Consider the following 13,014-nt stretch of genomic DNA (forward strand, 5'->3'; position numbering starts at 1 on the left):
ATGCCCAAATCTGTCAGGAGAAAGCCCATGAGCCCGCAACGTTTACGCAGCAATGACCCGGAAGGCATGCGCAACCGTATTCTTGATGCCGCGTTTGTGGCCTTTGTTGCGCGCGGCTATCACGCGACCGCGATGACCGAAATCCGTGATCTGGCCGGGGTCAGCGGCGGAGCGTTCTCGCATCATTTTCCAAGCAAGAAGCAGCTTGGCCTTGCAGTTCTGGAGGCGCGGGTTGCCGGGGCGGTGGCGCAAAGCTGGATCGTGCCGGTGCAAAAGGCGGTTACGGCCAAGGCCGGAATTCTCGCGGTGATGACGGCGATTATCACTGAACTTGAGGGCAGGGGCAGGGTAACAGGATGTCCGCTTAACAATCTGGCGCTGGAGCTTTCGGGTGGGGATGGGGATTTTCAGACAGCCTGTGCGGCGATTTTTGATCGCTGGCAAGGGGCTCTTGGCGTGGAATTGGCCGGTACGGGATGCTTGGAAGATGCAGAAAAAGCCGACAGTCTGGCCGGGTTTGTGATTGCGGCCTATTCCGGGGCGATGGCGATGGCCAAAAGTCGACAGGATGTGAGGCCGCTTCGCGATTGCCGGGATATGCTAGATCAGATTATTCCGTGAGGCGTTGCGTGTGGATCAGGGATCAAGTGCGTTCGCGGCAGCGGGCTTCGGCAGCGGTGTCATCATCACTTTTCGGGTCTGCCATTCCAACCAAGTTAATCGGCCCTGCCCCCAAAGCGCGGCCCAAAAAAAGCAACCGAACCCGTGAGGGCGCGGTTGCAAGTTTGGGACAGGTGTTGAGGGAGCCGGATGTTGAGGGAGGTCGGCTAAAGGGTCGTGTTGGCGTTAGCCGATGTCGTCAGAAAGCGCGCGGCGTTTTTTGCCGGTGATCATCGCACGCACCAGATTTTCATGATGGCGCAGGCTGGCCAGCAACACGCCGCCGATATGGACCAGAACGAGGATCAGCAAACCATTGGCGAGAGTTTCGTGGGTTTCCTCGACCCAGTCCGATCCCCAAAAGGCATCGGTGGTGTAAAGCCAGCCGGTAAAGGCACAGCCCAGCATGGCGACGATCAAGACCATTACCATCGCAGCGCCCGCCGGGTTATGACCGATATAGCGGCGTTCGCGACCCCGGATGATGTCGGACAGATAGCCGATGGTGGCGGCCGGGCTTTTGATGAACTGGGTAAAGCGGGCATAGCGCGGGCCGATTAATCCCCAGACAAGACGCAGGCCAATCAGGGCGGCGGCGGCATAGCCCGCCCAGTGATGCAGGGTGTCCCAGTCATCCGCCGTGATCCAGGCGACGGCGAAACTTGCGGCCAGGCCCCAGTGAAACAGACGGACAAACGGGTCCCATACTTTTACCGATGACATGATGTGCTTTCCTTGTTCGGGGCTGCTTAGTGTTGGGGGTTGGTCAGTGTGGTGGCCGACAGAAGGTTTTGGCGGGCATCTGCCAGAGTGGGCATTGGCCCGCCAAAAATCAGCTTAACGGCGGCGGTTAGTCTTCCTGTTTGATCTTGACGGCATCAAGGGTTGCCGGATTGAAATAGGCTTCGACCTTTTTGCCCGCCGCATCGATGGCATAGACTTCAAAACAGCCGTCTTCGACCTTGACCTTGCGGACGTCCCAGCCTTCGGCGGTGAGTTTTGCACTCAGCGCTTCTTTGGTCTGCCAGTCGGCCTTGGGCACGTTGCACATGTCATCATCGGCGCGGGCCGGGGGGACGAGGACGGCCAAAGATGCCCCGGCAAGCAGGGTCATGGCGATAAGGCTTTTGGCGGCGGATGGGAAAACAGTTCTTTTCACAGCGCAGTTCCTTCATAAAGATCAAAGACGAAAAAGACACACTCAAGCGACGCCATCTGCGTCCAGCGAGGCAAAGAATGGCGGGGTTTCCTGACGCCTGCCTGAAGGGTGGGGAGCCGTGCGTTCAGGTGGCTGTCAGGAAGTGTCGATAGTCAGGCGGGTCACATTGATGACATGCAGATTGATGACATGCAGGTGGGGGTAAGTTTTGCGCATTCTTCTGGTGGAAGACGAGGTCATGCTGGCCGAGGCGGTCCGCGATCATTTGCTGGCCGCAGGCGAGGCGGTCGATCACACCGAAAGCATTGGTGACGCGGAAATCATGATCCGCGGGACCAATTATGATGTGCTGTTGCTTGACCTTAACCTGCCCGATGGGCGCGGGATTGATTTGTTGCGGGTTTTGCGGCGCAATGGATCGGCCATGCCGTGCATCATCCTGACCGCGCAAGACCAGATTTCCGACCGGATTGAGGGGCTGAATGCCGGGGCGGATGATTATCTGGTCAAGCCGTTTGATTTAAATGAGTTATCCGCACGGTTATCGGCGGTCGCACGGCGTTATAGCGGCAATCCCAACCCGTTTGTCGCACTTGCCGGTGGGGTGGAGGTGGATCTCGCCGGGCGGGTGGTCCTGATTAACGGCGCGCAGATTGATTTGACATCGCGCGAATGGGCGTTGCTCGATCAGATGGTGCGTCGCCCCGGACAGACACTCTCCAAACGCCAGCTTGAAGAGGCGCTGTATGAATTTGGCGCGGAGATCGAAAGCAATACGGTTGAGGTCTATGTCAGTCGCCTGCGGCGCAAACTGGGCCGCGATGTGATTAAAACCGTGCGCGGTGTTGGCTATCGGGTGGGGGGATGAGAATGCGGATGTTTTCGACCAAAAGCCTGCAATTTGCCCTGACCAAACGCCTGACGGTGATGGTTGGTGTTTTCTGGATCGCCGGGTCGCTTCTGGCCGATTTTACGATGTATCACGAGATGCAGGAAGTTTTTGACAGCAGCCTTGTCAAATCGGCGTATCGCTATGCCCCGTTGATGGATGATTACCTCAAACATCATGGCAGAGACACGGCAACCGTGGTGGTCGAAAGCCCCGAACAGGGCGAAAACAAAACCGGGGATCGCGGCGAAGGCGATGATGAAATCGGGGCCGATTACCTGATGTATCAGGTGCGCGATGTGTCCGGGCGGCTTTTGCTGCGGTCTGCCAATGCGGAGGAAGAACCGTTTTCCGCCCCGTTGCTTGAAGGGTTTTATACCGACGATCATTTTCGGATTTATTCCGCCGTGGTCAAGGACGGGGCGCGGATCATTCAGATTGCCGAACCGCTTAGCCATCGGCGCGAGGCGCTGATTGCCAGTGTCAGCGCGCAGTTTTTGCCGATCATTGTGCTTATTCCCGCCGTGATCATCGGCATTATTTTTGCCGTGCGCCAGGGATTGCAACCCGTACGCCGCGTGCGCGATGATATTGAGGCGCGCAGCGAAGGCAATCTTGCGCCGATTGAGCAAGATGACGCGCCCGATGAAATCCACACCATGATTACCGCGGTTAACCGGTTGATGGAAAAGCTTGATGCGGCATTGCGTGCCGAGCGGACCTTTACTGCCCACAGTGCCCATGAATTGCGCACGCCAATTGCAGCCGCCCTGGCGCAGACGCAGCGGCTTTTGCTGGAGCTTCCGGCCGATCATCCGGGGCTTAAACGTGCGCAGCAGACCGAAGAATCGTTAAAACGCCTATCAAGGTTGTCGGAAAAGCTGCTTCAGCTTGCCCGTGCAGAGGCCGGGGTAGGCACCAGCCCGACGGGGAAAAATCAGAAGCTTGGCACGACATTGGGGCTTGTGATTGATGATCTTGAACGGGTGTCAGACGGGGCGGGGCGCATCGAATGGGATGGCAAAAATGCCGCGGCGCTCAACGCCAATATTGATGTCGATGCCTTTGCGATCTGCCTGCGCAATCTGATTGAAAATGCGCTTAAACATGGCGATGAAAACCAGCCGGTGGTGATCGAGATAAAGGGCAGCAACGTCATCCGGGTGAGCAATGGCGGCGATGTTGTTGACCCGCGTGATATGACCGAGCTTACCGCACGGTTCAAACGCGCCCAGACCAAGGCACGCGGGGCGGGGCTTGGTCTTTCGATTGTCGAAACCATCATGCAAAATACCGGTGGAAAGCTGACGTTATCGTCACCGCGCCCGGATCATGTGGATGGCTTTATGGCGGAGCTTTGGCTGCATCAGAGTTAAGCGGGGGCGTGCTTTCCCAGATAGGGAGAGGGTGCCGCGCCATGGATTCCCGCCTGCGCAGGAGTGACGTCGATTTGGGTGTTCTTTTACCCGTCATGCCCGCGCAGGTGGGCATATGTTGGCGAGGGAGGCCTGCAAAAACGGGTGAGTCCGGCATTTTGGGCCAAACAGGAAAGTGGCTGATTTGCGCCAATGTAAACGTTTCAAACCTTCATAAAACAGAAACAAATGCGTTATCAGACTGACTTGTAACGTCGCTATGGTGGGGGCGTTACAGGAGTTGCTGAGTATGTCATCGAAGCCCACCATGCGCGATGTTGCGCGTAAATCAGGTTTGTCCATCGCGACCGTCTCGCGGGTGATCAATTTCCCCGACGACGTCCCGGCCGAAACAGCCCGGATTGTGACGGCGGCGATGGCGTATTTGAAATACCGGCCCAACATCAATGGGCGGCGGTTAAAGATGACCCAGACCCGCACGGTCGGTGTGTTGGTGCCGACCCTTGCCAATCCGGTTTTTGCAACCTCTGTGCAGGGGATTGAACAGGAAGCCCATGCCTGCGGCCTGACGGTTATTTTGATGTCATCGGAATATGATCCCGAACGTGAGATGGCGGCGGTATCCACGCTTTTGAACAATCGCGTCGACGGGCTGATTTTGACGTTGGCCAATGCCGACAACAACCCGGTTGTTGATTTGTTGCAGGCGGAAAACATTCCGTTTGTGTTGCTGTTTAATCAACCCAGCCGAGGGGATGTTGCGGCCATTAGCGTTGATAACGCCCGGTCGGCCTTTGACATTACCAATGCAATGATTGCCAAGGGGCATACCTCGCTTGCGATGGTGGCCGGGCGGTTTGAAAGTTCAGACAGATCGCGCCAGCGCTATGACGGGTTTTGTCAGGCGTTGCAGGCCGCCGGCCTTGAAAACCCGCATCTTGTGCAGGTGAAATTCGGCGAAGCCGACCTTAAAGACCAGCTTGAAGATTTACTGTGCGGTGAACCCGCGGTCACCGGGCTTGTCTGTTCGACCGACATGTTGGCGATTGCCGCCATCAGTGCGTGCCGGTCGCATGGATTGTCCGTCCCCGATGATGTTTCGGTGGGCGGTATTGACGGAATTTCTGTGGGTGGGCTGATCACGCCAAAACTGTGTTCGGCGGTTCAACCCACCCAAGAGATGGGCCAGCAGGCGCTTGCATTCCTGCGTGGCCTGATCAAGGGGCAGGCAAACCCACAGAGTTTGTTGCTGCCTCATCATCTAAGCGACGGGGAGTCCATTGGACCATTCCGGCGCCGTTCATCAACCTGAGTATAGGAAGATTAAAAGTGCGTTTCAAACAACTTGTATTGGGTGCTGCGTTTGCGGTTGTCGCCGCGCAGCCCGCGTTCGCCGATGATGTCGCGATTTGTTATAACTGCCCGCCGGAATGGGCCGATTGGGGTGGACAGCTTAAGAACATTGCGCGCGATCTTGATATCACCGTGCCGCAGGATAACAAAAACTCTGGCCAGACGCTGTCGCAGCTTTTGGCGGAAAAAGACAATCCGGTTGCCGATGTCGCCTATTACGGTGTGTCATTTGGCATCAAAGCCAAACAGGAAGACGTTGTTGCCAATTATAAACCGGCCAATTTCGATAAAATCCCCGATGGTTTGAAAGATCCCGAAGGCGCATGGTTTGCCATTCATTCGGGCACGATTGGCCTGTTTGTTAATACCGAAGCCCTTGACGGTGCGGCTGTTCCGCAAAGCTGGTCGGACCTTTTGAAGCCGGAATACAAAGGCATGGTGGGCTATCTTGACCCGTCGAGTGCGTTTGTCGGTTACGCTGGTGCGGTTGCGATCAACCGTGCGATGGGCGGAACGCTTGATGATTTCACGCCGGGTATCGAGTTTTTCAAAAAACTCAAGGAAAACGACCCGATTGTGCCAAAACAGACCGCCTATGCGCGTGTTCTGTCGGGTGAAATTCCGATCCTGATTGATTACGATTTCAATGCCTACCGTGCGAAGTACAAAGATGAAGCGAATGTCGCCTTTGTCATTCCGACCGAAGGTACGGTTGCTGTTCCCTATGTCATGAGCCTGACCAAAAATGGTCCGCATGCCGACAATGGCAAAAAGGTTCTGGATTACGTGATGTCAGACGAAGGTCAGGCCCATTGGGCGAATGCCTTCCTGCGTCCGGTGATCGCATCGGCGATGTCGGAAGAAGCCTCCGAGAAATTCCTGCCAGCGGATGACTATGCACGTTCGCAGCCGGTTGATTACGCCAAAATGGCGGACGTTCAGTCGGGCTTTGGCGACCGTTATCTGTCTGAGGTGCGCTAAGTGTCTTGGGCTCACAACATTAAAGAGGGGCGTTCGCGCCCTTCTTTCCCATTTGGGTTTTCGCGCCAGGCCACACCCGGTGTCGGGAGCCCGGCGATTTTGGCCATGCTGATGATGCCGGGCATTATTATCGTTGCGGCGTTTTTCCTAATCCCGCTCGCACTTGTGGCGATGCGGGTGGCAGATGGGCCGGATGGCTGGGCGACCTATTTCGTGATCCTGACCAACGCGCGGTATTTTGCCAGTTTGGTCCAGACACTTGTGATGTCGGCCGGCGTGACATTGACCGCGCTTGTGCTGTGTGCGGTGTGCGGGTTGTTCTTGGTGCGCAACCGGTTTGCCGGGCGCAACGTGCTGACCGCGCTTTTGACATTGCCGTTGTCCTTTCCGGGCACGGTGGTTGGTTTCATGGTGATCATGCTGGCCGGACGGCAAGGGGTTATTGGCAGCATCAGTGATGCGATTTTTGGCGAGAAATTTGTCTTTGCCTATGAAATCAGCGGGCTGTTTATTGGCTATCTGTATTTTTCGATCCCACGGGTGATTTTGGCGGTGATGGCATCGGCCGAAAAGCTTGATCCGCAGCTTGAAGAAGCCGCGCGGTCGCTTGGCGCGCCGACATGGCGGGTGGTCAAGGATGTGATCCTGCCCGGATTGATGCCCGGTCTTATTTCATCAGGGGCGATTTGCTTTGCCACGGCGATGGGGGCGTTTGGCACGGCCTTTACACTGGCCACCGACATCGATGTCCTGCCGATGGTGATTTATACCGAGTTTACCCGTAATGCCAATGTGGCGGTGGCCGCAGCCCTCAGTATTGCGTTGGGTGCGATGACGTGGGCGGTTTTGTTTGCGGTGCGCTGCTTTGTCGGAAGTTCCGCCGATGTTGCGCCACGTGGAGGGGCATGACCATGCGCCGTGATTGGAAGTTTTACAGCCAGCTTGGCCTGACGATTGTGTTGTGCCTGTTTATCGTGGTGCCGGTTGTGATGTCGGCCTTGGCCGGGGTGACGGTCAATGTGTTTCAGGGGCTGTCATCGGGATTGACGTTTCGCTGGATCATCGAGGTCTGGGACCTTTATACCGCCAGTATCCTTTTGTCGCTTTGGATTGCGCTGGTGTGTCTGGCGGTGACGTTGGTGACCGGGGTGCCTTTGGCGTATGTGTTGGTGCGTCGGCCCGGTCGGCTGACGCGGTTGTTTGAGGAATTGCTGACCCTGCCGGTGGCGATCCCGGGATTGGCATTGGCGTTAGCCCTTTTGATTACCTATGGCGGGGTGAGTGGATACCGGTCGAGCTGGCTTTTCATTCTGACCGGGCATGTGTTGTTTACATTGCCCTTCATGGTGCGATCTGTTGCCGCTGTGATGTCGGCGATGGATATGAAGATGCTTGAAGAAGGGGCGGCCAGCCTTGGTGCCGGGTTCTGGCGGCGGTTCTTTACCGTGATTGTGCCCAATGCCAAGCCGGGCATTCTGGCTGGTGCGTTGATGGTGGTGACCTTGTCGATTGGTGAATTCAATCTGACGTGGATGCTTCATACGCCGCTGACCAAAACTTTGCCGGTCGGGCTTGCCGATGCCTATGCGTCGATGCGTCTTGAGATCGGCAGTGCCTATACCCTGATTTTCTTTGTACTGATTATGCCGTTGCTGATTGCGATGCAGACCCTTGCCGATCGCGGCAAGCGTGTGTCCAAGCGCATCGAGACGGCGGAGGACACATTATGACAACACAGATCAAGCTTCGCGATTGTGCGAAAACCTTTACCGATGGCACGCGCGCGCTGGCACCGTTCGATTTGACGATTGAGGGTGGGGAAACCATTGTTTTGCTGGGCCCGTCGGGCTGTGGCAAGACGACCATATTACGCATGATTGCCGGGTTGGAATTCCCAGATAAAGGCGGGGTGATTACGTTTGATGGCGATGATGTCACCCATCAATCCATCGAAAAGCGCCGGGTCGGTATGGTGTTTCAGTCCTATGCACTGTTTCCCAATATGACCGTGGCACAGAATGTGGCCTATGGCCTGAAGGTGCATGGGGTATCGCGTGAGGAAAGCGATGCACGGGTCAAGGCGATGCTGGAGATGATGCATATCGAAATGCTTGCCGATCGGGCGATTGATCAGCTTTCGGGTGGGCAGCGACAGCGTGTCGCCCTTGCACGGGCAATCGCGGTGCAGCCGCGTGTCTTGTTGCTTGATGAGCCGTTAACCGCCCTTGATGCGAAGTTGCGAGTGCGTCTTCGTACCGAGATTAATGCCCTGTTGCGCAAGTTGGGTATTACGGCGGTTTATGTGACGCATGATCAGGAAGAAGCCATGGCGCTGGGGGACCGGATTGTGGTGATGCAAAAGGGTGAAATTGCCCAGATCGGCACCCCGCGCGAGATTTACTGCAAGCCGCAAAACCCGTTTGTTGCCGATTTTGTCGGGGCGGCCAATCTGCTTGACGGGCAGATGCGCGACGGACGATTGCATATCGGAAACCATGTTTTTGATGCGGTCGATGCGTTTGATCCGCGCCACGGGGCGATCATTGATCAGGGACCGGTTGAGCTGTTTTTCCGTGCCGACGGGCTTTCGACCTGTGATGCGGCACATGCGCATTTCACCGGCCGGGTCGAAGCCGTTTCGTATTTGGGTGAACGGTTGCGGTTAACCGTATCTGGGATTGGAATGCATGCGGTGATGATTGATACCCATGCCGACGACATCATTACCGCCGGGGCGGATGTGCATTGCCAGATCAATCCGGATCGATTGACCGTTTTCCCCGCCAGAGGCGACAGCACAACAGCCGTTTCGCAGGCAAGATAATCAAGAAAGACACGAAAAAGATGCTGATTGCACAATTGACCGACCTGCATGTTGGTGCGGGTCGCAGGCTTGCCTATCGCAAGGTGGATACCGCACGCGCACTTGAAAACGCAGTCGCCCATGTCGAGGCGATGATGCCGCGCCCGGACGTTGTTTTGTTTACCGGCGACATCGGTGATCTGGGCACCCCGGATGAATATGCGTTGGTGGCGGAAATCCTGAAAAGTTTGACCATCCCGTATTTCATGGTGCCGGGAAATCATGACCGGCGCGGGCCGCTGCGGGCGGCCTTTGCCGATGCGACGCCGGTTGCGCCGGGACGCGATTTCGTCAATTACGTTGTCGATGACTTTGACTTGCGCCTGATCGCGCTTGATACGCTTGATGAAGGCAAACCGGGTGGGGTTTTGCAAGCCGAGCAACTTAAATGGTTGCGCAGCGTTTTGGCCGATGGGGATCAAAAACCATCGGTGATTTTCATGCATCATCCGCCGATTGTGACCGGTATTGCCCATATGGATGCGCAGAAGCTTGAGACCGGAGCAGACGAACTTGCGGCGATTGTGTCAGACCATCGCGATAAAGTTCAGGCGGTTTTATGCGGTCATGTGCATCGCCCGATCCATACGATCTGGGCCGGGGTGCCGTTGATCATTGGGCCGTCGGTTGCCCATCAGGTGGCACTTGATCTGCGCGAGGATGGACCATCGGCCTTTGTGATGGAGCCGCCTGCGATGCATCTGTATGTTTGGGATACGGACCAGAAAAGCCTTATGACGCATCTGGCCTATATTGATCGGTTTGACGGACCGCATCCGTTTTTTGGGGCGGATGGCAAGTTGATTGTCTAAATCACACCGCGCCATGGATTCCCGTACCACGCCTTCGCGGGCACAGGCTCTTCGCGGGAATGACGGATTTGGGTCAGTTGGTTGTGTGTGGCGCGTGGGTTATTTCCCAACCCCGACCTTGATGGCGAGTTTGCGAAGCGGGCCGATGCGGTTGATCGCGGTCAGGCCCGCATAGCGCAGGTCGCGTAGTGTTTTGGGTTCGAACATGGATGCGCGATTAAGCAAATCAATGCCGCCGACACGGGCGAGTGTTTTGGGCAGTTGTTTGCGTTCGTAGGATTTGAGCAGGCTGGTGGCACCGATGTCTTCATCATTGTGTTTGGCGCGGGCGATTAATTCGGCCAGCGTTTCGATGTCATGCAGGCTCATGTTTAACCCTTGCGCGCCGATTGGTGGGACGACGTGGGCGGCCTCGGCGATCAGGGCGAGGCGCGCAGATATCAGGCGGCCGGGGACTTGTGAAATCATTGGAAAGACCGCGCGCGGGCTTGCGACGGTAAGCGGTCCAAACAGGTTCATGGTGTCGTGGGTGATAGCGTCCGACAAAGCGTCGTCGGTTAGCGCATTTAATTCATCGGCGCGTTTGGCCGGGGTCATCCAGACCACCGATGAACAGGGTTTGCCATCAAGATCAGGCATGGGAACGAGGGTCAGTGGTCCGCCGGTGCGGTGAATTTCGGTTGAGATGTTATCGTGCGGTTGGTCGTGGGTGACGACAAACACCATCGCACTTTGATCATAGGCCCAGCGTTTGTGCGTGATGCCCGCCATGTCACGGAGCGATGAATTGCGGCCATCCGCGGCGATGACCAATTTGGCCTCCACCGTTTCGCCGTCAGACAGTTCGATGAGCCCTGCGCGCGCGGTGCCGGTGAAGCCGGTGACGGTGGTGGCAAAGCGGAAATCGACGTTTTCAAGGGTTGCGAGCTTTGCCATCAGGGCAACGCGCGCGGCCTTGTTTGAGACGTTCCAGCCAAAGAAACCTTGCGTGGTTTCGGCCCCGTCAAAGTCGGCGGTTTCGCGCGGGGTGCGGGTTTCGCCGCCGGCATCGACAATGCGCATGACGCGAAGCTCGGCCCCGGTTGGTTTGATCGCATCCCAGACACCGGCCTTTTTCAGGGTGGCGATGCCCGGCTCCAAAAAGGCGGTGGTGCGTAAATCGGATCCTTCGCCGATATCAGCCGGGGCCGGATCGACAATGATGATCGAATGTCCGTCGGCCGCAAGCCGTGCTGCCGCACTCATGCCCGCGATGCCGCCGCCTGCGATCAGAATATCGGTTTTGATCATTGTCGTTTTTCCTCGTCAATTGCCGTCACGCGCATGCTGTCATTTGGGGCAATGTGCCCGTTTGGCCCGATGGACGCAATGGTTATACGTGGTGGTGGTTATACGCGGTGATTTGGGCAATTGGATTGATGCAGATCGTGTGCGGATCGTGTGCAGTGCGGGGCATGAGCACGGGGATGAACATCGGGCGCGGGCATTATGCCTGTAACGGGCAGTGGCTATGCGGATGCGGGGATTGCGTCATGGTGCCGTATCGGCCATTTTGGGATGGTTCGCCCCGCGATGCGCGTGTTTTTGCGCATATGCCACCATAGGATTTTGTCATGATTGCCTGGGTTTATCTGTTTATTGCGATCAGTCTTGAAGTTGTCGGGACAGTGTCGCTTAAATTCTCCAACGGATTTACCGATTGGCGGTTTTCGGTCATCACACTTGTTGTCTATGGCCTGAGTTTCTGGGTGTTGTCTTTAACCTTGCGCGTTATTCCGATTGGCACGGCCTATGCGGTTTGGGCCGGGCTTGGCACCGCGGCGATTGCGGTGATTGGTTTGGTATTTTTCAAGGAACCGATGACCGTGATGAAGGGTGTTTTCCTTCTGATGATTATTGGCGGCGTTGTGGGCCTTAAGGCGATCAGCAGCGAGAGTTAGGCCCCAATCTAGCAATGGTTTTTGCATGACGTGCCATGTCGGCGGCAAAATCGGTATGGCGCGGTGACCAGCCAAGGTCTTGCATGGCCTTGGCACTGCTGAGCTTTTGATTATGGGCAAGGCCGCGGGCCCAGTTGCCATAGCGTGCCATGGCGTCAGCCGTGCTGATGGTGTCAATCTGACAGTTTTCCGATCCGAAATGTGTGGCGATCAGGTCGGCGACCTCACGGGTTGAGACATCATTGATCGCCGATCCGATATAGCTTTCGCCGGGTTTGGCGTGTTCAAGAGCCAGACGGTAAAGGTCTGCGATATCATCGGCATGGACCATGGGTTGATAGATATCATCGCCACCGACAAGGGTGACGCGGTTGTCGGTTTGGGCGGTTTCGATATCGCGGGCAAGTATTCCGCTTTGGCCCTTATCCCCGGTGTCATAAACGCAGGATGGGTGAATGACGATGCCCGCAAGATTGGCGGTCGACAGAACCCGTTTGATGCCGGTTAACCCCCATAGAAATTCCGGCAAGGGGTCAAAGGGGGTGGTTTCATCAACGGCGGTCATGACGCCGGGTGAGGTCGGGATCGCGTTGGTTTGGGGATACATCCAGTTGCCGCCGGTATAGATAAACCGCACCGGACCGGAGTGATGTTGCTTTGGACGTGTAAGGGCCGGGATCAAGTGATCCAGAAGTGTTGCATCCATTTGCGCCATGGCATCGGAAAAATCACAGGCGGTGTGAATGGCCGCGTCGATATCGGGTAAATCCGCGCACCATTTTTGGGGTTGGGTGATGTCACCGGGGATTGGGGTTGCCCCGGCTGAGATCAGTTTGTTCTTGCTGACATCGGACCGGGCGAGGGCGATGATCTGATGATCATAGGCGATCAGGTTTTTAACAATCGCCGATCCAATCAGGCCGGTGCCGCCGGTGATAAAAATGCGCATCGTTGGTTTTCCTTTTTGGGATGTGATGCGCG

The 13,014-nt window shown here is 56.4% G+C and carries 14 protein-coding genes; 10 read left to right on the forward strand and 4 right to left on the reverse strand.

Translation table 11 applies throughout. The features are described from left to right. The first annotated feature begins 27 nt into the window (after positions 1 to 27). A complete protein-coding gene (locus COO92_RS18930; protein ID WP_101304550.1) occupies positions 28 to 621 on the forward strand; it encodes a TetR/AcrR family transcriptional regulator in 594 nt (197 codons plus the stop codon). 225 nt (positions 622 to 846) lie between these two features. On the opposite strand, the gene COO92_RS18935 is transcribed toward COO92_RS18930, so the two are convergent. After that, on the reverse strand, positions 847 to 1,383 hold the full coding sequence (locus COO92_RS18935) for a cytochrome b/b6 domain-containing protein (RefSeq protein ID WP_101304551.1): 537 nt from the start codon (positions 1,381 to 1,383) through the stop codon (positions 847 to 849). 127 nt (positions 1,384 to 1,510) lie between these two features. Continuing rightward, a complete protein-coding gene (locus COO92_RS18940) occupies positions 1,511 to 1,819 on the reverse strand; it encodes a PepSY domain-containing protein (RefSeq protein WP_206186441.1) in 309 nt (102 codons plus the stop codon). Positions 1,820 to 2,027: 208 nt separating this feature from the next. On the opposite strand from COO92_RS18940, the gene COO92_RS18945 reads away from it, so the two are divergent. From COO92_RS18945 to COO92_RS18980, 8 genes are all read left to right on the forward strand, one after another. Next, positions 2,028 to 2,687 carry a response regulator transcription factor gene (locus COO92_RS18945; RefSeq protein WP_101304552.1) on the forward strand — a complete coding sequence of 220 codons (660 nt, stop codon included), beginning with the start codon at positions 2,028 to 2,030 and terminating at the stop codon, positions 2,685 to 2,687. A gap of 8 nt (positions 2,688 to 2,695) precedes the next feature. Then, the gene (locus COO92_RS18950) at positions 2,696 to 4,084 is read left to right on the forward strand and encodes an ATP-binding protein (protein WP_240626519.1); all 1,389 of its coding nucleotides are present in this window, start codon (positions 2,696 to 2,698) and stop codon (positions 4,082 to 4,084) included. Between the two features lie 289 nt (positions 4,085 to 4,373). Beyond that, entirely contained in the window at positions 4,374 to 5,396 is a 1,023-nt protein-coding gene (locus tag COO92_RS18955; RefSeq protein ID WP_165792405.1) for a LacI family DNA-binding transcriptional regulator, read from the forward strand. A gap of 17 nt (positions 5,397 to 5,413) precedes the next feature. Continuing rightward, on the forward strand, positions 5,414 to 6,418 hold the full coding sequence (locus COO92_RS18960; protein ID WP_101304555.1) for an ABC transporter substrate-binding protein: 1,005 nt from the start codon (positions 5,414 to 5,416) through the stop codon (positions 6,416 to 6,418). 105 nt (positions 6,419 to 6,523) lie between these two features. Next, positions 6,524 to 7,327, forward strand: coding sequence for an ABC transporter permease (locus tag COO92_RS18965; RefSeq protein ID WP_101304649.1), 804 nt, complete (start codon positions 6,524 to 6,526; stop codon positions 7,325 to 7,327). 2 nt (positions 7,328 to 7,329) lie between these two features. Further along, positions 7,330 to 8,148, forward strand: coding sequence for an ABC transporter permease (locus tag COO92_RS18970; protein ID WP_101304650.1), 819 nt, complete (start codon positions 7,330 to 7,332; stop codon positions 8,146 to 8,148). Continuing rightward, positions 8,145 to 9,242, forward strand: a complete 1,098-nt coding sequence (locus COO92_RS18975) for an ABC transporter ATP-binding protein (RefSeq protein ID WP_101304556.1) — start codon at positions 8,145 to 8,147, stop codon at positions 9,240 to 9,242. Before COO92_RS18970 ends, COO92_RS18975 begins: the two co-directional genes overlap by 4 nt. 20 nt (positions 9,243 to 9,262) lie before the next feature. Next, positions 9,263 to 10,093, forward strand: a complete 831-nt coding sequence (locus tag COO92_RS18980) for a phosphodiesterase (protein WP_101304557.1) — start codon at positions 9,263 to 9,265, stop codon at positions 10,091 to 10,093. Between the two features lie 99 nt (positions 10,094 to 10,192). On the opposite strand, the gene COO92_RS18985 is transcribed toward COO92_RS18980, so the two are convergent. Then, positions 10,193 to 11,383 carry an FAD-dependent oxidoreductase gene (locus COO92_RS18985; protein WP_101304558.1) on the reverse strand — a complete coding sequence of 397 codons (1,191 nt, stop codon included), beginning with the start codon at positions 11,381 to 11,383 and terminating at the stop codon, positions 10,193 to 10,195. Positions 11,384 to 11,706: 323 nt separating this feature from the next. On the opposite strand from COO92_RS18985, the gene COO92_RS18990 reads away from it, so the two are divergent. Further along, complete coding sequence (locus tag COO92_RS18990) at positions 11,707 to 12,033, forward strand: DMT family transporter (RefSeq protein WP_101304559.1); 327 nt, start codon at positions 11,707 to 11,709, stop codon at positions 12,031 to 12,033. Here the strand turns inward: COO92_RS18990 and COO92_RS18995 are convergent. Beyond that, complete coding sequence (locus COO92_RS18995) at positions 12,017 to 12,982, reverse strand: NAD-dependent epimerase/dehydratase family protein (protein WP_101304560.1); 966 nt, start codon at positions 12,980 to 12,982, stop codon at positions 12,017 to 12,019. The genes COO92_RS18990 and COO92_RS18995 overlap by 17 nt on opposite strands. Between the last annotated feature and the right edge of the window lie 32 nt (positions 12,983 to 13,014).

It is taken from the genome of Thalassospira lohafexi (assembly GCF_002844275.1).
GTDB classification, from domain to species: Bacteria; Pseudomonadota; Alphaproteobacteria; order Rhodospirillales; family Thalassospiraceae; genus Thalassospira; species Thalassospira lohafexi.

Bases quoted from the DNA above. Each gene is read 5' to 3' on its own strand.
- COO92_RS18930 (WP_101304550.1), top strand. From the start codon at position 28: ATGAGCCCGCAACGTTTACGCAGCAATGACCCGGAAGGCATGCGCAAC.
- COO92_RS18970 (WP_101304650.1), top strand. From the start codon at position 7,330: ATGCGCCGTGATTGGAAGTTTTACAGCCAGCTTGGCCTGACGATTGTG.
- COO92_RS18975 (WP_101304556.1), top strand. From the start codon at position 8,145: ATGACAACACAGATCAAGCTTCGCGATTGTGCGAAAACCTTTACCGAT.
- COO92_RS18955 (WP_165792405.1), top strand. From the start codon at position 4,374: ATGTCATCGAAGCCCACCATGCGCGATGTTGCGCGTAAATCAGGTTTG.
- COO92_RS18980 (WP_101304557.1), top strand. From the start codon at position 9,263: ATGCTGATTGCACAATTGACCGACCTGCATGTTGGTGCGGGTCGCAGG.
- COO92_RS18985 (WP_101304558.1), bottom strand. From the start codon at position 11,383: ATGATCAAAACCGATATTCTGATCGCAGGCGGCGGCATCGCGGGCATG.
- COO92_RS18950 (WP_240626519.1), top strand. From the start codon at position 2,696: ATGTTTTCGACCAAAAGCCTGCAATTTGCCCTGACCAAACGCCTGACG.
- COO92_RS18965 (WP_101304649.1), top strand. From the start codon at position 6,524: ATGCTGATGATGCCGGGCATTATTATCGTTGCGGCGTTTTTCCTAATC.
- COO92_RS18995 (WP_101304560.1), bottom strand. From the start codon at position 12,982: ATGCGCATTTTTATCACCGGCGGCACCGGCCTGATTGGATCGGCGATT.
- COO92_RS18990 (WP_101304559.1), top strand. From the start codon at position 11,707: ATGATTGCCTGGGTTTATCTGTTTATTGCGATCAGTCTTGAAGTTGTC.
- COO92_RS18935 (WP_101304551.1), bottom strand. From the start codon at position 1,383: ATGTCATCGGTAAAAGTATGGGACCCGTTTGTCCGTCTGTTTCACTGG.